Annotated in this window: 18 protein-coding genes and 1 pseudogene; 17 read left to right on the forward strand and 2 right to left on the reverse strand. The window is 46.6% G+C overall.

The window, feature by feature from the left end; translation table 11 throughout:
* The first annotated feature begins 4 nt into the window (after nt 1–4).
* From AC0LWF_RS14400 to AC0LWF_RS14475, 16 genes are all read left to right on the forward strand, one after another.
* Entirely contained in the window at nt 5–973 is a 969-nt protein-coding gene (locus AC0LWF_RS14400; RefSeq protein ID WP_474652212.1) for an NAD-dependent epimerase/dehydratase family protein, read from the forward strand.
* 42 nt (nt 974–1,015) lie between these two features.
* Nucleotides 1,016–2,182 (forward strand): glycosyltransferase family 2 protein, encoded by a 1,167-nt coding sequence (locus AC0LWF_RS14405; protein ID WP_474652213.1) that lies wholly within the window; start codon nt 1,016–1,018, stop codon nt 2,180–2,182.
* A 13-nt stretch (nt 2,183–2,195) separates the two neighbouring features.
* Nucleotides 2,196–2,924, forward strand: coding sequence for a GT-D fold domain-containing protein (locus AC0LWF_RS14410; RefSeq protein WP_474652214.1), 729 nt, complete (start codon nt 2,196–2,198; stop codon nt 2,922–2,924).
* A 17-nt stretch (nt 2,925–2,941) separates the two neighbouring features.
* Complete coding sequence (locus AC0LWF_RS14415) at nt 2,942–3,724, forward strand: glycosyltransferase family 2 protein (protein WP_474652215.1); 783 nt, start codon at nt 2,942–2,944, stop codon at nt 3,722–3,724.
* 20 nt (nt 3,725–3,744) lie between these two features.
* Nucleotides 3,745–4,758 carry a UDP-glucose 4-epimerase GalE gene (gene galE, locus AC0LWF_RS14420; protein WP_474652216.1) on the forward strand — a complete coding sequence of 338 codons (1,014 nt, stop codon included), beginning with the start codon at nt 3,745–3,747 and terminating at the stop codon, nt 4,756–4,758.
* Between the two features lie 13 nt (nt 4,759–4,771).
* A complete protein-coding gene (locus AC0LWF_RS14425) occupies nt 4,772–5,539 on the forward strand; it encodes a GT-D fold domain-containing glycosyltransferase (protein WP_474652217.1) in 768 nt (255 codons plus the stop codon).
* A gap of 147 nt (nt 5,540–5,686) precedes the next feature.
* The gene (locus AC0LWF_RS14430; protein WP_474652218.1) at nt 5,687–6,346 is read left to right on the forward strand and encodes a hypothetical protein; all 660 of its coding nucleotides are present in this window, start codon (nt 5,687–5,689) and stop codon (nt 6,344–6,346) included.
* A 35-nt stretch (nt 6,347–6,381) separates the two neighbouring features.
* Nucleotides 6,382–7,239 (forward strand): hypothetical protein, encoded by an 858-nt coding sequence (locus AC0LWF_RS14435; protein ID WP_474652219.1) that lies wholly within the window; start codon nt 6,382–6,384, stop codon nt 7,237–7,239.
* Between the two features lie 23 nt (nt 7,240–7,262).
* Nucleotides 7,263–9,575, forward strand: a complete 2,313-nt coding sequence (locus AC0LWF_RS14440) for a sensor histidine kinase (RefSeq protein WP_474652258.1) — start codon at nt 7,263–7,265, stop codon at nt 9,573–9,575.
* 55 nt (nt 9,576–9,630) lie between these two features.
* Nucleotides 9,631–10,290 carry a response regulator gene (locus AC0LWF_RS14445; RefSeq protein WP_474652220.1) on the forward strand — a complete coding sequence of 220 codons (660 nt, stop codon included), beginning with the start codon at nt 9,631–9,633 and terminating at the stop codon, nt 10,288–10,290.
* A 151-nt stretch (nt 10,291–10,441) separates the two neighbouring features.
* A complete protein-coding gene (gene cas6 / locus AC0LWF_RS14450) occupies nt 10,442–11,239 on the forward strand; it encodes a CRISPR system precrRNA processing endoribonuclease RAMP protein Cas6 (RefSeq protein WP_474652221.1) in 798 nt (265 codons plus the stop codon).
* The gene (locus AC0LWF_RS14455; RefSeq protein ID WP_474652222.1) at nt 11,236–11,997 is read left to right on the forward strand and encodes a hypothetical protein; all 762 of its coding nucleotides are present in this window, start codon (nt 11,236–11,238) and stop codon (nt 11,995–11,997) included. The genes cas6 and AC0LWF_RS14455 overlap by 4 nt, the downstream gene beginning before the upstream one ends.
* Nucleotides 11,994–14,132, forward strand: coding sequence for an AAA family ATPase (locus tag AC0LWF_RS14460; RefSeq protein WP_474652223.1), 2,139 nt, complete (start codon nt 11,994–11,996; stop codon nt 14,130–14,132). Before AC0LWF_RS14455 ends, AC0LWF_RS14460 begins: the two co-directional genes overlap by 4 nt.
* Nucleotides 14,133–15,031: 899 nt before the next feature.
* On the forward strand, nt 15,032–15,670 hold the full coding sequence (locus AC0LWF_RS14465) for an NAD(P)H-dependent oxidoreductase (protein ID WP_474652224.1): 639 nt from the start codon (nt 15,032–15,034) through the stop codon (nt 15,668–15,670).
* Between the two features lie 22 nt (nt 15,671–15,692).
* Nucleotides 15,693–16,376: an NAD(P)H-dependent oxidoreductase gene (locus AC0LWF_RS14470; RefSeq protein WP_474652225.1), complete on the forward strand. Its 684-nt coding sequence runs from the start codon at nt 15,693–15,695 to the stop codon at nt 16,374–16,376.
* Between the two features lie 698 nt (nt 16,377–17,074).
* Nucleotides 17,075–18,214, forward strand: a complete 1,140-nt coding sequence (locus AC0LWF_RS14475) for a zinc-dependent alcohol dehydrogenase (protein WP_474652226.1) — start codon at nt 17,075–17,077, stop codon at nt 18,212–18,214.
* Nucleotides 18,215–18,340: 126 nt separating this feature from the next.
* Here the strand turns inward: AC0LWF_RS14475 and AC0LWF_RS14480 are convergent, their stop codons facing one another.
* The gene (locus AC0LWF_RS14480) at nt 18,341–18,529 is read right to left on the reverse strand and encodes a heme-binding protein (protein WP_474652259.1); all 189 of its coding nucleotides are present in this window, start codon (nt 18,527–18,529) and stop codon (nt 18,341–18,343) included.
* Nucleotides 18,530–18,567: 38 nt separating this feature from the next.
* Here AC0LWF_RS14480 and AC0LWF_RS14485 point away from each other — a divergent pair, with 38 nt between their 5' ends.
* Nucleotides 18,568–19,113 carry an NUDIX hydrolase gene (locus AC0LWF_RS14485; RefSeq protein ID WP_474652260.1) on the forward strand — a complete coding sequence of 182 codons (546 nt, stop codon included), beginning with the start codon at nt 18,568–18,570 and terminating at the stop codon, nt 19,111–19,113.
* 312 nt (nt 19,114–19,425) lie between these two features.
* Here AC0LWF_RS14485 and AC0LWF_RS14490 read toward each other — a convergent pair.
* Nucleotides 19,426–20,527: pseudogene (locus tag AC0LWF_RS14490) on the reverse strand (IS110 family RNA-guided transposase); the annotation flags it as partial.
* Between the last annotated feature and the right edge of the window lie 589 nt (nt 20,528–21,116).

Genomic DNA, 21,116 nt, shown 5'->3' on the forward strand with positions numbered 1-21,116 from the left:
AACGATGAATATTCTTGTTACTGGAGGTGCGGGGTTCATAGGGTCCCATCTGGTGCGAGCTCTGCTGCTGCAAGGGCACAGGGTCATCACGCTGGATGATTTGTCAGCGGGCCGGAAGGCGTTTCTACATGACGTGCATACTCACGAGAATCATACGTTCATTCACGGTTCCGTGTTGAACCGCCCTCTGATGAAGAAATGCATGGATCAAGTAGAAGCGGTGTTTCATTTGGCGGCTGTCCTTGGAGTGAAAAATACGGTAGAAGACCCTATAAAGGTCATCGAAGGAAATATTGACGGTACGAGGCATGTCTTAGAGCTGGCCTTTCGGAGAGGGATCAAGGTTATATTCGCTTCTACATCGGAAATATACGGCAAGAATACAAGTCTCCCTTTCTCGGAAACCTCGGATCGGGTGTATGGAGCGCCGTCCATCCATCGGTGGTGCTATGCGACGGCCAAATCCATTGACGAGCACTTATGCTTTGCTTTTGCCGAAAAGGGGCTGCCGGTTACCGTTCTTCGTTACTTTAACGCTTACGGACCCTGCCAGACGAGTTCGCTGTACGGAATGGTCATCCCTCGGTTCATTTTTGCTGCGCTCAGAGGCGAGCCGCTCCTCGTCTATGGAGACGGATCACAATCCCGCTGCTTCACCTATGTGGACGATATGGTAAGAGGCACGATAAGCGCGCTTAGCCGGCAGGCGGATGGACTCGCTTTCAATATTGGATCGAATCGGCCGACTACGGTGCTCCGATTAGCACGCATGATAATTAAAATGACGAACTCGGATTCCATGCTCCAATTCATGTCCTATGACGAAGCCTATGGAAAGGGCTATGAAGACATGCCGGCCCGGATCCCTGATTTAACACGTTCAGGCTCTGTCTTGGGATTCTCTTCGTTCGTCTCCTTGGAAGAGGGGCTGAGGCGTACGATTCGCTGGTCCCAAGGGCACGGAAGCGAATAACCATCACAAGCCGTCTGTCCAAAGGGAGGTTTAAATGCAGCCATGCCTGATGTTCCGCTCATTAGCGTCGTCATTCCATGCTTTAACTACGGGCAATTTTTGGGAGAAACGATTGATTCTGTATTGAATTCGACGTTCCAAGACGTTGAAATTATTGTGGTCGACGACGGTTCGACCGATACGGCAACGATTGCCATGTTATCCGCCTTAACGAAGCCGAAAACCCGTGTAATCAAGCAGAAGAATCAAGGAGTGGCTGCGGCTAGAAATAGCGGGATTTTAGCAGCGAGAGGCACTTATATTTTGCCGCTTGATTCAGACGATTTGATTCACCCGACGTTCTTGGAGAAGGCATTCTGGATTATGGAGCTATTTCCGAAGGTCGGATTTGTATCCCCGTGGGTTAAGGCTTTCGGTACGGAGAATTGGGTCCATGACGCCCCTCAATACAATTTCTACACCCAGCTGTCTCACAATATCACGTGCGGAACGTCCTTGTTTCGTAAAGAAGCCTGTATTCAAGCTGGAGGTTATAAATCCGGGTTTGTGGTCATGGGTTACGAGGACTGGGATTTCTGGATTTCTCTAGGCGAAAAGGGATGGCACGGTTATCAAATATTCGAGAGGCTCTTCTTGTATCGAAGGCATGGACGGTCCATGGTTCATGAAGCGATCGATCACCATGATCAGCTGGTCGAGCAAATCAAGGCACGTCATCCAATGCTGTATCAAGAGGATTATTTGAAGGCGCTGAAGCGGAAGTGGGAGCTCTCACCGCTGCTGGATATGAGCCCGCGCATCTTGAAGGGAAGCTCCTGGCATATTTATTCGACCAAACCGCTGTCCACAAGGCTGCCGAAGTGGATGCTGATCGTGCCCCAGACACGAAGAGACCGGCTGAGCGCCCGATGCTTGAATTTTATAGATGGTCTTCATGCCGACTACTATTCGGTCACTATGGTTGCTACCGAGTATATAACGGATTCGGATGTGGATGAGTTTAGCTGGTTGACAAGCGATGTGTTTCATCTGTCGCTGTACGTTCCCAAAATTGAACTGAAGCTTGACATCATGGAGAGGTTAATCTCCAAACTTATCGTTACTCGCGGGATAGACCGCATTTTTCTGCTCGGAGCACGTCAAGGCCATTATTTATTGCCCTATATTCAGAACGGGTTCCCGCGCGTTCCGATCGAAGTCATTGAATGAAAGGAAGATGGCCATGGAGTACAGGGATAATCGATATTTCTCGAATGATTTCAGCTACGAACGTTATCTTCTTACTACGGAAGAAGTAATGGGCTGCATCGATGATGCGGTAAGGGACGGCAAACCGTATTCGCTGGCCCGTTTTGGTCACGCCGAAATTGCCGAACTGCGGATTTTTCCCGATTTTTATAATGGCATGACCTATTATCGCAGGTATAACGGCCTTGCCGGCCAGAACATTCGCTCGGAGCTGATTAAGGCTTTTACTTCCGCGACGACGGCAGGCATTCTCCCAACTAGCGAGAACGCCTCAGGTGCGGAATATTCGAAAAGCACGTTTCTGGATCTTGGACTGGGCTTCTATACCATTTGCTCGGCCTGGGTTACGCATCATATGACAAGACTCCCTTATTTCTGGCAGTGGATGCAGCAGTACCGTGTCATACTGGTTGGCCGTAGAGCCGCGGAGGCTGCGACAGTATTTCATAGGAATGGCGTAAGTGTTGTCGATACCGTGAACCTGGAAGGCTACGATCAGTTGGAGACGGCGTATGAGCAGCTGCGAGACAACAAGGAGTGGCAGATTGCGCTTATCGCGGCAGGCATTCCTGCGACGATTCTGGCTCCGCGCTTGGCGAGCGATACCGGCAGGGTAGCACTGGATTTCGGCCATGCGCTGGATTTGCTTATCGACGGCCAAGACGGATTTGATTTTGAAGCATTAGTCAGGAACTTGAGGTGAATGCGGTGGAGTCGGAAGTGACGGTAATCATCCCTACGTATAACGCGGGAAGCTTCTTGAAGGAAGCAATATTAACCGTATTTAGACAGACCTACGAGCATTGGAAGCTCATTGTGGTTGATGATGCATCAACGGATGAAAGCATTGCGCTCGCAAAGCCGTATCTCGGGGATCCTCGCGTTACGTACTTGTGCAACGAGCGGAACGTCGGTCAATCGAAGACGATGAATGTCGGTTTGGCAGCCGTCACAACGCCTTATGTCATCCAGTTGGATGCGGACGACTGGTTCTTTCCGTACACGCTTGAGGTTTTGCTCGCCGAAGCCCATAAGCAGCCTGAGCAAGTCGGATTGATCAGCGGTAACATCAACTCCATCTCAATTAATCCGAGCGGCGGCTTGTTTTTTAATATCGTAACGAAGAATCGCTCCTTCCGGGATAAGTACGATTTTCTGCTATCCAATATGTCGCAATGGCCCCGGTTTTACAGGACTTCCACGTTGAAAGCAATTGGCGGCTGGCCAACGGATGACCCTTATGAAGGCAGGTATATGGAAGACAAACGGGTGCTGATGCGATTGATCGAGGTTAGTCACTTCCATTGGATAGACGTACCGCTTTACATCCACCGACGGCATCATCACAATCAAACGAATTTGGTCGATATCTACAGCGAGATTACGGAATGGAATATACGCGATGCTCTGAAGCGCTGGGGAGATGAATATGAGCCCGTGTTCGTAAGACACAACGGTTGGATCAAAATCGTCGACTTGCAGCACAAATCGTTAAGCAATTGAAAAGAAAAGGAGGGGATATCATGTCGATCCTTCTGACTGGGGGAGCGGGCTTTATCGGGAGTCACACTTGTGTGGAGCTTCTGCATGCAGGCTACGACGTCATTGTGGTTGACAACTTGTCCAATAGTAATCCGGAGTCTCTTAACCGCGTACAGGAAATCGCAGGAAAGCCGCTGCGATTTTACAATGTCGATTTACTGGACAGTGAGGAGCTAGGCCAAGTGTTCGCCGAGCATGAAATTGAAGCCGTGATCCATTTTGCCGGATTTAAGTCCGTAGAAGAATCTATAAGGAAACCTCTGAGCTATTACCATAACAATATTACCGGTACGCTTATTCTTACGAATACCATGCTGAAGTACAATGTAAAGAAATTAATATTCAGTTCTTCGGCTACCGTGTATGGGTATCCTGAGCATGTACCGGTCAAAGAGGAAGAGTCTCTTAAGGCTACCAACCCTTACGGGCGGACCAAACAGATGATTGAAGTTATATTAAAGGATCTAGCGGCAGCCGACCCGTCGTGGAGTATCTCTTTGCTTCGTTACTTTAATCCGGTAGGAGCTCACCCAAGCGGGCTTATAGGAGAGGATCCAAAAGGCATACCTAATAATATTATGCCGTATCTTACGCAAGTTGCGGTGGGCAAGCTTCAAACACTTCGCGTGTTCGGCAGCGATTATCCGACGGCGGACGGCACGGGGATCAGGGATTATATCCATGTGGTTGATCTTGCCCGGGGCCATTTGAAAGCTTTAGAACGTTCTCTGCATACGGAAGGAATAGCAGCGTATAACCTGGGGACGGGAACAGGGTATAGCGTGCTCCAGCTTGTGCATACGTTTGAGAAGATTGCAGGCTGCAATGTGCCTTATCAGTTGGTGGACCGTCGGCCTGGCGATGTCGCCGTCAGTTACGCAGACCCGCGGAAGGCCGAACAAGAACTCGGCTGGAAGGCTGAAAAGGATTTGGAGGCGATGTGTGCAGACGCTTGGCGCTGGCAGTCCCACAATCCTGGAGGATATGCATCGTGAGGGGGGCGGATGATTGGCATATCAAGAACTGACTACCGGGCAAGTCTTGGATCGAATCCTATATTCGCTTGACAGGCGGTTGCCGCTCTCCGTCATCTCCGTAGGGGTGACTGAAACGCATGTGCTCGCTCAATATGAGGTTTATTCGGAAGAGCAATTTATGAACCATCCGGAAGCACATGTTGCGAATGACTCTAAAGTAACGAGAGGACATCAGCATCGCGGCATTACGTTTCCAAACGTAGAGGCTCGCGACGCCGTGTTAGTAGCGGTACGAAATGCAGATATCATAGGAATCAACATTCGAGTATCAAAGTCAGGGGAATTCACCAGAAAAGTATTCGATTTCTATGGCATAGCTCCGCAGTTCGTATTTGAAGCTTATACCAGGCGAGTCATGATGATTTCTAGGCAGCAGAAGTTCCATGACATGTTAACAAACAGAAAGATCGCCATCGTGTGCGGCTATGCGGAGGAAGTAAAGAAAGCCTTGGAAAACCAGCTGCAAGCTACGTTGAATTTCCAAATTACGGGAATGATTAAAATCGAGAGATATGAGGATATTCCTAGGGTAAAGCAAGAGATAAGCGCATGCGAATTTGATTTGTGTCTGCTAGCTGCCGGTACTAATGCAGTCATTTTAGCTCCGTATATTGCACGAGAGCTAGGAAAAGTTGCGTTTGATCTCGGCCAAGGCATGGAAACGTTAATCACTGGCAAAATCGAAGGGGAAGAGTGGCTCTCGACACAAGTAGAAATAGCTAAACTCTTGGAAATGTAAGGCTGCTGCCCGGCCGGCACCGGTCTATATTCGGTCGCCGGTTGTTTTATTCTATAAACGGAACGTTCTCAAGATTGAATTGAGGACGGCGAATTCATGTCATGTTAAGTTTTTATCCCGAGTATTCTATACGGGAGGGATTCTCAAATGGATATGGACACTCCAACTTGCTTATCCCGCCTCGTATTTGACAACTTCAGAAATGCGGACTTGGAGCGGCGGCTGCGTCTGACATCTCCTCATGAAGGAGAAGTATGCGCTTATTGTGGAAACTGTTTTGATTTCATGGTGCCGATGAAGCAGTTGGAGCTGTCACGTTATACCGATTGGCATCTGCATCAAGTCCGAACAAGCGAATCGTTTTGCCTGCCCTGTATAACCGTTCTCCGAACGGATGATTTCCGGCGCAAAGCTGTCATTGCCGTAGCGCAAGCGGTCCAATTCTTGACAATGGCAGAGCCTCGCGACAGAGAATCGCTCATCCAGTCGCTTTTTTATTCGCCCCCTTCCACACCTTTTGCAATCAGTATTCCATCCGACTACCGGAAACACATTATGCTTCGCGCAAAGCTGAATTATGATCAGTCACAGTTTTACGTGCAATTCGGCGAACAATCCGTTTTACTAATACCGGATTTACACCGAGACGTATATGAGTCGGTAAGGCTGCTCAAGCAAGCCGGCATATCCGCCGTTCAAATTGAAAGAGGCACCTATGCACAATGTTATCTTCAAAACCACGAATCCTTCCTTTCGTCAATTCGACCATCGCCTTTATTATCGCTTGTACTGGAATTAACGAAGTAGAGCCAAGCGAATCTGTAAGGGCAGGGGGGATCAGCATGTCAGCCATTGTAACGATTCAAGGCACGGTAAAATCACTCCAGCCGATTGTTCATGGAGCTGACATACCTGATGAAGGCGTGGTTGCTCAAGGGAATGAGCGTTTCCACCGTAAAATGAAAGTGTGGTATGAAGGCAAAGCAGTACATATACCCGTGATCAGTGGAAACAGTATCCGAGGCATTATACGCCGGTTAGGCGCACAAACCTATTTGGAGATGCTAGAACTTGATCCGGACAGAATCGGGCGGAAATTGCACTATCTGCTATTTTCTGGAGGATCACTCGAGACAGGTGCGGCGAGAGGGCGGCAGAAAGAAAAGCAGGAAGTGCATAGGCCATTCGTAGAGGAGCTCCGCGAGCATATCCCGCTTGCTTCCTTAATGGGTTGTTCATTTAATCGGCAGCTGATTAGCGGTAAATTGATTACCGACTTCTTAGTACCGATCGTAGACGAAGTGGCTGAGCTATATGGGCAACCGAAACCAGGCATTCGCGCCGCCGAAATTACCGACTGGCTATTCTACACAAGGCAAGACCATTCGGATAATCCGAAGACGGAGCGGAATCAAATGATCTATAAAACCGAATATATCGTACCGAACATGACATTCATGCACGCTTTCACTTTAATGGGAGCAAGCAGCGTGGAGACGGCCTTGTTCTATCATTTATTGGAGGAGCTGAACCGGTACGGTAGGGTCGGCGGTAAAGTAGCGCAAGGCCATGGTAAAGTCGAGTTCCATTATTCATTGGAGGCGAACCGTTCAGCAGATCCCTACATCAGCTATATAGAAAAAAACAAAAATAAGATACTCGCGTTTCTGCAGTCGAATTGGAACAGCGGGGATAGCTAGACTTGAAAAGAGGGATACCCGTGATGGTACGTTTTCATATTAAATATGTGGGTATATCCATTCTTATTTTTGTGGCATTTATATTTATCCTGACCATGCAAAATCCTTATATCGGTATCAAGCTTCAGAATACGGAAAACGGTGAATGGCAAGTAGCCGGTATCGACGCGGATGGTTGGGCACATAAACAAGATATTAGGGAGGGAGATTATGTAATTCTGGTCGATGGAAACGAACCGGAACTTTCGTTTACTGTTACAACCTACGGTATTCTTGAGCAGGCGCACAGCATCACAATTGAACGAAACGGGACTGACATGTCCTTCAGGATCCCAAGTGGACTGACTGAAGAGCAGTTCAAATTATTCATTTTGTATCCTGGTGTTATTTTCCTTATTATAATGGTCGTTTCGGGTTTTATCTTGTTGAAAAAGCCCGACACACCTTGCTATTACAGTCTTTTTTTCTTTAACGTTTCGGTTGGATTGAGTTATGTTTGCGGTGGGGCGGCCGCCCAAGGATATGTTTTGCCTGAGTTATTCTGCAGCGTAGCTTTCTTGTTCGTTCCATACCTTTTATTGGTTTTTTTGAACAGCTACATCCGATCGATCGGTCTAGTGAGCATCGTTCATCCCTTGATTCTTCAAGTATTCGTTTTGGTTAACGGACTTCTAATCGTCTTCGAAGCCGTTGTCGTATTCATGCGTGTAGGTTCTTCCTATGAAATCGTTTCGTGTTCCCTGCTGGTCTGGTTCATACTCGAATGCACCGCATGCGTACTGGTTTTGTTTATTGCTGCCCTGAGGGATCGATCTCTAATACATAAGACCGAAATTAAAATTATGTTCCTCGGCTTATTTTTTTCGTTTGCTCCGTTTATCGTTCTATACGCTATCCCGAAACTCGTTATCGGCTTTGGATGGGTATCGATGGGACACACCGCGATATGCATTGTATTTCTCCCTGCAACGTTTATTTATTTGATTTCTGCCAAACGGCTGCTTGATATTGATTTTTATATCGGTCGATTTCGTTATAATGCCGGACTAACCTTCATTTTGTCGTTCATTCACTGGCTTCTGGATTCAATTCTGAGCCATTCGCCGGATCTGGAAATCGAGTCGCTGATCTTCTTCCCCATCATTGTTATCTTATTGTTGTATATCAAGGAAATGCTGGATTACCGCTTCCGGTCCAAGCTCTTAACGATGACCAACTATTATCAATTGAAATTGGACCAATTCGCATCCCACATCTCCAAAGTAATGAAGGTTAATGATTTGGAAGAACGACTCATTCGGGAAATCAAACAGGTGCTGGGCATTAATGCCGTTTCATTATTGAAGGTTGACTGGCAGACATTTTCGATTCGGTTAATTATGGGTTACGAGGATTATCCGGCAGAATTATTGATGGACGTCATGTTTAAAAAACCGCTGCCTGCTGGAGTGATCGAAGTATTAAGTGATGGCGCAATCCTATCAGCCGGGGAGAGTAGGGAGAACAAGTATGTCGTATGGATCGGTGACAAACAAAACGGCACCTCGCTGAACATCGATGAAATGATATGGCTTCAAACTTTATCTCGTTACGTCAGTATCGTTTTTGAAAATCTATACCTCATTCAAGGGCTTACCGATGAGTTCAAGGATACGATAAAGAAACAGCCCGAGAATAATACGCCGCCTTGGTTAATGCGATTCATTTTTAATTTGCAGGAAAATGAAAGAAGCCGGTTTGCGCTGGATCTGCATGATTCGGTCTTGCAAAATCAACTGTACTGGTATAGAAGACTCGGAGAAACAATGACCGACTTTGAGATGTCGGATGTCCTGCAGAAGGAGCTGATCGCCATCAGGGAAGGACTGCTGGATGTCATTCATGAAACTCGTTCAACCTGCAATGAGCTCAGGCCATCTTTGCTGAAGGAGATCGGGCTCGTTGAATCGTTAAAGCAGTTGTTCCATACGATTCAGCTGCGCGAGAATTTCACCATTGAGTTCGATTACGATGAATTTGTTACGGAATTGGACTATGAATACACGATTGCGATGTACCGCATTTTGCAAGAGCTTCTCGGAAACGCGGGGAAGCATGCCAATGCATCGAAAGTTAAGGTTTACATTTCCATCATGCCCCATGAAGTATCATTATTTTATAGGGACGACGGAGTAGGACTAGGTAATGCCACGGAGCAAGGCGAGTTAAACCATCGTATCGGACTTACCGGCATTAAAGAACGTGTCGCCAGTCTTGAAGGTAGAATCCAATTCAGCGGGAGCAAAGAGACCATTGTCAAGATCAGGCTTCCAAGAATGTCTTCGATAGTAGAATGACCATCAACCGAAAGTAGAATGACCATCAACCGAAGATCAATGAAAGGGGTGCCTCATGATCAGCATATTGCTAGCAGATGACCATCCGTCGGTTCGTGAAGGAACCATTCATATGCTTGAGAGGGAAAGCGATATGTCGATTACTGCCGTATCTACAGGTGCGGAAGTACTGGAGAAGCTACAGCGTGAAACCTATGACATTTTACTCCTTGATATGATTATGCCCGGCATGAACGGTCTTGAGATAGCTCGAAGCATCAGCAAACTAAATCTGGATGTAAGGATCATCATCTATACCGGTTATGAGATTGAACCCCATTTTAATCTGTTGGTAGAGAGCGGGGTTTCCGGTTTTATCAGCAAACTGTCAACGCGTGAACAAATGATCCAATCACTCCGGTGCGCAGTTAACGGGGAAGCGATAGTCCCGATTAAGTTTCTCAAGCAGCTTAGAAGGACCGACATCCAGGTTTTGCATGCCAGAGGGGAAAAGTCGCTTGATCGAATATCGATCAGTTCCAAAGAACAAAGCATCCTGAATGAAATCGGCAGTGGAAAAAGCAATAAGGAGTTGGCCGAGATTTTTTTTATGAGCCAGCGAACCATCGAATATCATTTGACCCGCATATTCGAGAAGTTGAATGTCAGCTCCCGAGGGGAGGCCATCGCGGAAGCACAACGGCTGGGGCTGATTTCCGGTTTGGACAACCGGTAACGGACTTGCGGTAACGGACTTGCGGAGTACGTGGAGGCACCGAACATTAAATGCGTTACATTGCAACCGTGTTGGCGTTCAAAAACTGGAAACGGATTACATATCCTTAAGATGATACAGATGCTTATACGGCAATTAAGGATGTGTTGTCTTGATCGCGAATACGGTCTTGCTGTTGAGAAACAGGCAGGGTTGCCAGGTCCGGCACGTCTATCCGAATTACATTCATGGATGGGTGTATAACGAAATCCGCCACACTCCGATCGGCCAATACTATCATGAAGCACAGAAATCCCCTTTTTCGATTAAAGAGATCCAACAAGATCGCAATGGCTTATTGCTTCTCCATTTTGTATTTTTCGATGAGAGGGTAATGCTGTCATTTTTACGCCATGTTGAGAAGGGAAAGGAAGTGAGGCTCGGACAGCACTATTATTTGGTGGAAGAGACCGTCATGCACCATGACGATCATCCGAAGGCGGGGATCGTCAGCTATGATGTCTTTTACAAACTTCCTATTGCCGAGAGCATAGAGATGAACTTTCAATATACGGCTTTCAACAGCGGGCGCCAAACGGTGACGCTCCCGCTCCCGGACAAAATCGTGAACAGCCTCCTGAGCAAATGGAATGAAGCGGCACCCGAATCGATCGAATCGACCATGGAGTATAGAAAGCGCCTGGCATCCGGCCTGATGATTACCTCCCATCACATTCATTCCGTGTCCTATCCGATCCGCAAGGAAGTTAGCTTGAACACCTTTTCCGGAAAAGCGGTATTTCGTAATGTGCACGAGATCGGCAACCTGAGGGGAGTTCTTAATCAGCTGCTTCTTTTTTCGCACTATTCCGGCGTCGGCTGGAAATGTTCTTTCGGTATGGGACGCGTGAAACTGGACCCTAACTCGCTGAAGCAAGCAGCATCCGGGGAGAGGAGGCTGCTACTATGATCAGCTACAAAAACCTTCAGATTACATTTACGTTATGCACGGAAATGATTATTCCCGACTACCCGATTGGATTTGATGCGCTGCTATTGAAGGCATTAACCTTGAAGGAGAACCGCTCGCTAGAACAAGGTAAGGGAATTTCCCATTCTCCGGAACTGCCGATTGAACGTCATAAAGGCTCTTCCTTGTATTTGGCTAGCGTAGGGTTCACTCGTTCAGCAGGGAGAAATGTGCAATTTTATACGAAACGTTATTCCGGCGACGTTCCGCATGACCTTGATTTAAGCGGCGGCTATTTCAAGGCGTATCACCAGAATGTATATACGCTGGCTTGCCCGGTTGAAGTCACATTTTACTGCCGGGGAGTTATTGCTGCGATACAGGAGCTTATAGCCTTTATTCCTGCGTTAGGACCGAAGCGCTCACAAGGATACGGAAAGGTGGCGGACATTCAGGTTGCTGAAATCAAGGAGGACAAGAGTTGGACTTATCAAGATGAACCGATGAGAGCAATTCCCATCCGATATTACGAGGATAAATTACAGCAATGGTACTATGCGTTTACGTCGCCGGTTCCTCCCGGCTATAATCCCGAATCTAAGGAAGTTTGTTACTTGCCGCGCCCGAGTTCATGGCTTTGCATTACTGCTGGCAGCGATAAGGAGCAGGGCAAGCAGCATGCAGATTCAAGCGGACCCGCATCATTTAAGAAAAAGAAAAGCTTGCGAAATATTTGGCGTGAACGGAGCACAGAATGAAGGATAACCATAGCTACTCAGGACGTCTGATGAAAATCAAATCCAGGGGACAGGAGAAGGAAGGCTGGTTTCAGCCCGATCAGGGTTCGCCGTTCCGTGTCCGTGCTAGAGCGCTCCCGACTGTTTTCCACAACCTTACTATAGAGGGACTGTACACAACGGAGCATACATTTATCATCACTCGTTACCGTCTCCTTGCGTCTATCTCCGAGATGCTCCCAAGCCATTTCGCTTCTCGACATCCCACTACTTTTCAACGCCTGCATCCTCATCTTGACGAAAATATCCAGACGCTGATCGAACAACCGGAGTTGTTGGACCGATGGACAGCCGGTGACAAACAGGCATGTGATCTTATAAAGAATAATCTGATTGAGCAATACACCGTGCCAAATCTCCTTAATTTTCTGCAACGGTTCGAACTTTCGCGAAAAATGCTTCACGAGATCTGCGACATATTGGGCTTTCCGGCCATTGATTTGATCGAAGGGCAGCCATACTTATTGAACCGCGTCCCATCCGTTCCCTTCCGGGTTGCCGATATGCTTGCGCTGGAAGCGGGGATCGCGGTGAACAGCCCCTACCGGATCGGCGCAGCCGTCCAGTATGTGTATATGCAGTATTTAAACGGGGGAAACAGCTACATTAGCGCTGCCGAATTCGAGAATAGAGTCAATGCCTTATTGGGGAAGTCATTGCCGAAGGATAAAATTCGCCTCGAAATCGAACGATTCGCGCTGGAGCAGGATCATGAGCTCATTTGCAGAGGGAATCTATATTTTGACCGGCACTTATACTTTGCGGAAATTCAAATTGCACAGCGTTTAGCAGACTTGATATCGTGCCCTACGTCGAAGCAGGGAAGTTTAAGCAGCACGATTCGGTCCTTGATTAGCGAAGGCCGTCTTCCTGATCTGGATGGGGATCAACATAGGGGTATTGAACAATTTTTCGATCACCCGGTTCTTTTGGTTCGCGGAGAAGCAGGCACGGGGAAGAGCAGTTGGATCGCATATCTGCTTATTGTATTACAGATCCTGCTGCCGGGAATTCAGATCAAGCTGGCTGCTCCTACAGGAAAAGCTGCGAGACAGTTGGAAGTGGTGACCGGTTATCCGGCGCAGACTATTCATTCGCTGCTGGGGAAGGGAAGGGAGAAAAACAGCCGTATTTGGTATCACTATAAGAGGAATCCGCTGAATGCGGACGTGTTAATTATTGACGAAGCCAGCATGGTCAACGAATATCTATGGCGCGACTTGCTCTGGTCTGTGGAGCGGGGGACGCGGCTGGTCTTTGTAGGAGATGCGAACCAGTTGGAGCCGATCGGTCCGGGACGGCCGTTCTTGGATATGATTTCCCTTGGATTCCCGACTGTCACATTAAAACGAAATTACAGGAACGACAGCGCGATCCTTTCATTGGCACGAGCCGTCCTTCTGGGTGAGGTAGATTATTCGCAATTGGAAGTGGCGGGCATTCGGATGATTCCTACTGAAACCGTAGAGGAAACCAAAGAAAACATCGTCCGGATGTATCAGGATAAAGCGAAGCAGTATCCGGTCATTACCATGTATAGGGAACAATACAGTCTTGGTACAGACCGATTGAACGTATATATGAAGCAGCGAATCAACCCGGTTGAATTGACGGAAGGAATGGGGATAGGAGATCCTGTCATTCAAACGACCAATACATCAAGAGCCGACAATGGAGAAGTAGGCGTAATTCGATCGTTTCACGCATCCCAAAGCAATCGCGTTTTTTTTGAACCGGATAAGGAAGTTCTTTACACCCTGCCGGAGTTAATGAGCGAAATGGAGCTTGCCTATGCCATTACAACGGCAAAAACGCAGGGTAGTCAGTATGAAGGAGTCATTATTCCGCTTACTGACATTGGACTTGAAATCCCGCATCGACAATCGATGTGGTATAAGAATTCTTTGTACACGGCGCTGACGAGAGCGCGTAAAGAGTTGATTCTTATCGGCGATCCAGACATTCTTATCAAAGGAGCACAAAGAAAAGGAATGACGCGTAAAACGATGTTGGTAAAACGAATACAGCATGTATTCAAAGGAACCGGGATACTCCCGGACACCAATCCCCCTGCAAAAGGGATGACAGACAATTAAAACTAGAGAAGGTTCTATCTTTGTTCCAATTCCCTGCTATAAGGGATGGTTTTATGTCATGGACGACCGGCTGAAGCCATTTCAGCCGTTTTTTTTTGGAATTTGTGGGTTGTGTTCATTCGCTTATCTAAAGAGGATGAAGTCCTCCTGCATTCGGATCGAGGGTGGCACTATCAGATGAAACAATTGGTGGATACGAGTTCGAGACGGTGTACCGTCTATTCAACACAAAGGTGTTGTTGTGAGCACCTGGAACAGCGCTCTAGGCGCAGATGATGTAAATGATACAAGCATCAATAAATAAAAACTCTCTTTTTCGGCAACCATTTGGAACGACAGCACGCAACGTTCCTATATTAAGGATGTGAGATTAAAGTTGTCTGAATCGCTGAGTACGCATGTACTCTCAGGTGAGACCTTCTTCTTTGTGAACCAATTCTTATCTCCAAATGCTTCCTATCAAGTAAAAGGAGAATTGATTCTAGATACTAAAGGAATGACGAAACAGGAAATCGTAAATCTCGGTAATATCCAAGGGTTTACTATTGAGCAAAAATAACCCCCAGCTAACGGGAGACGAGAGCGTTCTCCCGCTTTGTAATACCAGAATTCAGTATCAACCAGATTACCTTGGATAAAAGATCAATACCATTAATCAAATCATTTTTTTGTCGGGTTTACGGATTTTAGCGTACCATTTTTAAGACTAATGAAACGGATGGCGTTCAGCCGATCCGTTTTTTTTGCGTTGTGCAATAAGGGATAAATTGTATTTGACGCTAACTATTATTATATAGTAACATACAAAAAGTAAGAAGCTTAATATTTTAAGCGCGTTTTTCAATAAAACCGTAAACGGAGTAAATCCCGATTAAAAAAATGAAAGAAGGATTAAGATTATGTCCACAGTTTTGTATATCACCGCACATCCGAATGAAACCGAAGCTTCTTATAGCTTGGCGGTTGGCAAACAATTTCTTGAAGCATACCAAGCAGCCAACCCAAACGACGATATTGTTCATCTAGACCTTTTCAAAATGGATATCCCACGCCTCGATGCTGACGTATTTAGCGCTTGGGAGAAGTTGGGATCCGGGACGGCATTCAATGAACTCTCGATCGCGGAACAAACGAAAGTCGCTCGACTCGGCGAGCTGGTTGATCAATTCGTAGAAGCAGATAAATATGTATTCGTTAACCCGACATGGAATTTCTCGTACCCTCCAGTACTGAAAGCATACATTGACTCGATTTGCGTTGCTGGAAAAACATTTAAATATACGGATAAAGGTCCTGTAGGTCTTCTAGACAACAAAAAAGCCATCCACATTCAAGCTAGCGGAAGCGTACTATCCCCAGGCTCCGATTATGCTGATTTTGAAATTGGGCACCGTCATCTGGACGTTATTATGAAATTCATCGGTGTTCCTAGCTTTGAGGCTATATTCGTAGAAGGCATGGCGGCAGCGGCAGATCAAGCTCGTCAAATTAAAGAGAATGCCATTCAACAAGCATGGAAACTTGCAAGAACATTCTAAATATTGAGGGAGTCATGTTAACTTGATACAACTTTTAAGAAAAATCTTCGGCTCTAATCATGACAATGGCCGCAAACATAAAGTGTTGTATATAACGGCTCATCCCAAGAATCAAGACACTTCATATAGCATGTCCGTTGGCGCTGCGTTTATAGAGACATATAGAAAAGCAAATCCTAACGACGAAGTCATTCACCTTGATCTTTATAAATCGAACATACCGGAGATTGATGCCGATGTATTAAACGGTTGGAACAAAGCGGGGGAAGGAAAGCCATTATCCGCTGCAGAACAAATTAAAATCGATCGTTTAAACGAACTCGTGGATCAATTTGTGGAAGTCGATAAATATATTTTTGTAAACCCAATTTGGAACTTTTCATTTCCGCCCGTGTTGAAGGCCTATATCGATTCTATCTGCGTAGCGGGGAAGACATTCAAGTATGTCGCAGGCAAAGGTCCGGTTGGATTATTAGATCACAAAAAAGCGGTTCATATTCAAGCCAGCGGAAGTGTATTGTCGCCTGGGTCTGACTTTGCCGCTTTCGAGATGGGGCATCGACATCTGAACGTAATCATGAAATTCCTTGGTGTTCCGAGCTTCGAAGGGATCTTTGTGGAAGGCACGGCATCAGCTTCGGATCAAGCAAAGACGATTATAGACAAAACCATTCGTAAAGCGCGTGAGATTGCGAAGACATTCTAATAAATAAATTAAAAAAGCCGGGTCGACATAATCGATCCGGCTTGATTTATATTCTGAAGATTTATAATGTTTGACTCCAATCTTGAACCGCGTGCCCATCGAGGAACTTCTCGCAGTCAACGGCTGCCATACATAAGATCGTTTATAAATATCAGTCTTGTGCAGAATCAAAACAGCCAGCTGCAATAGAAGATATATTTACGAGCGATAATCAGTAATGCGTTAAAAGAAGTATCCGATTCGTTAGGAGTCACAATCAAAAGAAGTCAAAAGCTGGTTGTGCTGAAGCTAGCCGTTTCGCTGCTGCTTACAATCTCGTTAGGAATAACGTCGTTCGATTACTCCCAAGACTTTGCTGTTGTGCTTGGCGCTATACAGCGAAAGCGGAAACTTGCTAACATGCCGCCGCTTCACTATGAAGACCTAAATGATCCGCTGCTGAAAAAAGCATATGAACGATGGGAATTAACAACCGGTGGTTTTCAGTGGATGCACTCCGCTCTCGGTTATAAAACGCCTCTGGAGTACGAACTACAATCTAGGTGATTCTTTGGTCTTAACTATGTGCCAAGGAGATCGGGGGGAGTCCACTCCGCGGCTGTCGAAAATACCTTACATCGAAAGTATGGTCCTCACTCTCCAATCCCATAATAGAAGCTGCATGCAATTTCAAGGCATGTCATAACAGGAGGTCGATTATGAAGGCTGTAACTTTCAATGGCATGAAGGACATGCAAGTGAAGCAGGTCGCGGATCCGACAATTCAGAAAAAAGACGGGATTATCGTTAGGATCACCTCGACCGCCATATGCGGTTCCGATCTCCATATATACCAGGGGGCGATTCAAGCCCAACCCGGATACGTGGTCGGACATGAACCGATGGGCATCGTCGAAGAAGTGGGCGCTGAGGTGACAAAGGTCAAAAAAGGGGATCGGGTCGTGCTCCCGTTCAATATCTCGTGCGGCAGCTGTCATTACTGCCAGCATGAAATGGAGAGCCAATGCGATAACTCCAACCCCAATCCCCAAGTGGATACGGGAGCTTACTTTGGGTTTACAGAACGTTACGGGAATTATTCGGGCGGACAAGCCGAATTGCTTTACGTGCCGTACGGCAATTTCATGCCGTTAGTTATTCCGGAGTCTTGCGAATTGGAGGATGAGAAGCTCCTGTTCCTATCCGACGTGCTGCCGACGGCCTATTGGAGCGTGGACAACGGCGGCGTGAAGCAGGGCGATACGGTGGTGGTGCTCGGCTGCGGTCCCGTCGGCTTGATGGCGCAAAAATTCGCCTGGATGAAAGGGGCCAAACGGGTCATTGCGATCGACAATCTCCCGTACAGGCTGAACCATGCCAAAAAAATGAATAACGTCGAAATCTTCAACTTTGAAGATTTCAAAGACATGGGGCTGCATATAAAAGAAATAACGAGCGGGGGTGCGGATGTCGTCATCGATTGCGTCGGAATGGACGGCAAGAAGACCCCATTGGAGGAGGAAGAGCAGAAGGCCAAGCTGGTTGGCGGAACGCTCAGCCCGATCAACATCGCGATGAATGCGGTGCGGAAATTCGGCACGATTCAGATTACGGGGGTATACGGTTCTAAATACAACCAGTTCATGTTCGGAAACATTTGGGAACGAAACGTGAAGCTGACCATGGGACAGGCGCCCGTGATTCATTACATGCCGATGCTGTATCAAAAAATTATGGCAGGCGAGTTCGATCCGACGGAGATCATCACGCATAAAGTGCCGCTCGATCAGGCGCATAATGCGTACAACACCTTCTACAACCATGCGGACGAATGCATTAAATTCGTCCTGAAGCCTTAATGATGGCATGAGAAGAGGGGCTGTGCCAGTGGGTATTGTACCCTGATGGACAGCCCCGTGTGTTTAGCCGATTTTTCGTCAATATTGGCGGGACTCAGTTTCGTTATATGGCTAAAACCGCCAGGTTTACAGCAAGCTCCCGGAAGACCCGATCCGCGCCTTCGGATAGGTTTCGAAAGCCCGCACCGCCGCTTTCGCAACCTCAATGTCGTTTGCGACCGTACTGCCGCTTGCGCCGACCGCCCCGACGATTCTCCCTTCGAACGACAACGGAATCCCCCCTCCGAACTTTCTAATAGTGGTGGTGGGTTTTATTTAACATTGGAGGTTCCTAACATGACTCAAAACGGATCATACGTGATAACAAGGTACTTATGGTAAAAGAGAACAAAGCCTCTGTTCAGAATAAGTGGAACTTCCCGTCCGGCAGAATCGAGTATGGCGAAGATATTCTAGCTGCAGCATGTAGAGAAGCTAAAGAAGAAACCGGATATGATGTTATTCTACTTACAGGCACAACAGGCATTTATAATTTCACTAGCAGTTCCAATCATCAGGTTGTTTTATTTCATTTTACTGGTGAGATAAGTGGAGGATCTCTTCAGTTAGATGCAAGTGAGATAGCGATAGTTCATTACAAACACGAAGGCAGCCGATGTCGGACGACAAGAACATATATACAACGGAAGTCGCATAAAATGCGGCTTTTTTATTTATTGTATAGAAGTTCTTGTCGTTTGCGCAGGACAAGAACTTCTATACAAAGCCGTATTAGGACAAGAACTTCTATACAATTCCGTGAACCAAAAATACACGAGTTATTAAACTCCCTCGGTACGATTAAGTTTTCTCGCGAATGCTCGCTTATTCGCAGGATTTCACCCTTGCAAGAAATATAGAAAGAGAGTAAGAGGGATTGCGTAGTAAACCAGGACATCATGAAGGCGTGATGAAATAAAGGGGGGAGATTGCAACCCCATATCCTTCCATATACTGCGCGCATTCTCCACGCCGCCCCTGGAGGTTTTCACTCCCATTTCTCAACGGGTCTATGCCCTCTCATTCCTTCGTTACACCTTTCCAAGGGGTGGAGGCCGGTTATGCTAACGGTACGGGTCGGTGCCCTTTGGTTTAATGGATCCGGTACTCCGTGCTTTCTTTGAAATCCCGCGAATAAGCCAAAATTCGTACGACGATACGGTTGGATGTGCTTAATCAGCTAGCTTTAGTGGCATCGTTTTTTGAGGATTGTAGGCTTCACAGCTGCGAGCCATGCCAACGAGTATGCGTGCTAATTTACCACACAGCTTCATAATGGACCTCATTTTCTTCATCTTCTTCACCTGCACATTGTGTGCGTGCATCGCTTGAAATTCCGGATTATTCATGACCAAACTCATCGTCATCATGAAGATAAACTTTCGGAGGCGAGAGCGTCCACGTTTGCTAATTTTCATCTGTCCGGTCCATTTTCCTGAGCTTGCTTCAGCAAGGTTAAGGCCTGCATGACGGAGCAGGGCATTACCGTGAACAAAACCGCTTAAATCCCCAGCTTCACCTAGAATACCGGCTAGTGAAATAGCGCTAATCCCTTTGACAGCAAGCATAGATTTTGCAAAAGGAATGCGATCTAAAACGGTAATGATCTCGGTCTCAACCGTTTTCAGCTGCTGGCAAGCAAGGTCGTATTCATCTAGCAACTGCTTTAAGTGAAGCTTGTAAGCATGCGTGGCTTGTTTAGATCCAACAGAACGGCTAGCAAGAGAGGTGAGAGCTCGAGCCTTACGCTCCAGAATGCCGTTTCATAAGGGTTTTCCAACCTTTAATAATGTCTTGAGGCTGCAGCTTACTCAAATCTTCTGGTGTTGGGAAGAGATGGAGAGTAGCTAACGAGCCGGCGCACATCAAGCTCTTGAAGACTTGTCGCAGCTCAGGGAAAACAACGTCGACCCACCGATGGATTTGATTCTTGGCACTAACGAGTCTCGTTACGACAGAGTCACGATTTGAGAGATAGACACGTAATTCTTCGAAGGCTTCAGGCGTGTTACGAATGAACGATTAGTAGCCATTTTTGACCATGTCCGCAATGACAAGAGCGTCCTTTTTGTCGCTCTTGGATGGCGTATTATCTCGGTTTTCTTTGTTTTTCTTTACAAGATGAGGATTAACGAGAACGACTTCAACCTGTTGCTCAGAGATCCATTTGGAGAGGTTGAGCCAGTAGTGTCCGGTAGGTTCCATGCCAACAATGGCTGCCGTTAAACCATGTGTTACTTGCAACGAATGAATCCACCGAAGCAAGATGTGAAATCACCAGTGTACCGATGACGTTATTCGAACGGAAAAGTAAGTTGAACGTCATGGCGACCTACTTGGCGACCCTTCCGCTACGGGCATTCATTATGGTGAATAAGCTGGTCACCGTGCAAGACCTTCGGATGGCTTAGAGTGACTTGTTTGCCAAGACGATAAATGAAATGTTAGAGGCCGAGATGGACACTCACCTTGACTCTGGAAGCATGCATGAAACATAGCCAAAGTCTCCTCCAGTAGCCGGAACGGAAAGAGAAAGACCGTCTGAAGAAATCGCCTATTTCACTTCTGCTCTGCAGCGTAAAAGAGTAGACCCTTGATCCAAAATTTTCATTTCAACGATAGTAGGTCGCGAGAGAAGTTTAACCCAATTCTAGGTTTAAGAGGATGTTCGTAACCTATTAAAATATTTCTTAAATAATTAAATCAATCATTGTTTATCATTTCTATCATTGTAAGTATGTATTCCATCATATTGTGTCATCTTCCTCCAGTTCAGTTACATATTTCAAAAAAATTATATATGTTAGTACATGTATCGCAGCTTACATCTATATTGTTCTCAACCAGATTCTAAAAAATTTCT

Source organism: Paenibacillus sp. sgz302114 (genome assembly GCF_056120345.1).

Coding starts and splice junctions, on each gene's coding strand:
- AC0LWF_RS14400 (WP_474652212.1), top strand. CDS start 5: ATGAATATTCTTGTTACTGGAGGTGCGGGGTTCATAGGGTCCCATCTG.
- galE (WP_474652216.1), top strand. CDS start 3,745: ATGTCGATCCTTCTGACTGGGGGAGCGGGCTTTATCGGGAGTCACACT.
- AC0LWF_RS14440 (WP_474652258.1), top strand. CDS start 7,263: ATGGTACGTTTTCATATTAAATATGTGGGTATATCCATTCTTATTTTT.
- AC0LWF_RS14445 (WP_474652220.1), top strand. CDS start 9,631: ATGATCAGCATATTGCTAGCAGATGACCATCCGTCGGTTCGTGAAGGA.
- AC0LWF_RS14460 (WP_474652223.1), top strand. CDS start 11,994: ATGAAGGATAACCATAGCTACTCAGGACGTCTGATGAAAATCAAATCC.
- AC0LWF_RS14405 (WP_474652213.1), top strand. CDS start 1,016: ATGCCTGATGTTCCGCTCATTAGCGTCGTCATTCCATGCTTTAACTAC.
- AC0LWF_RS14435 (WP_474652219.1), top strand. CDS start 6,382: ATGTCAGCCATTGTAACGATTCAAGGCACGGTAAAATCACTCCAGCCG.
- AC0LWF_RS14410 (WP_474652214.1), top strand. CDS start 2,196: ATGGAGTACAGGGATAATCGATATTTCTCGAATGATTTCAGCTACGAA.
- AC0LWF_RS14475 (WP_474652226.1), top strand. CDS start 17,075: ATGAAGGCTGTAACTTTCAATGGCATGAAGGACATGCAAGTGAAGCAG.
- AC0LWF_RS14465 (WP_474652224.1), top strand. CDS start 15,032: ATGTCCACAGTTTTGTATATCACCGCACATCCGAATGAAACCGAAGCT.
- AC0LWF_RS14430 (WP_474652218.1), top strand. CDS start 5,687: ATGGATATGGACACTCCAACTTGCTTATCCCGCCTCGTATTTGACAAC.
- AC0LWF_RS14455 (WP_474652222.1), top strand. CDS start 11,236: ATGATCAGCTACAAAAACCTTCAGATTACATTTACGTTATGCACGGAA.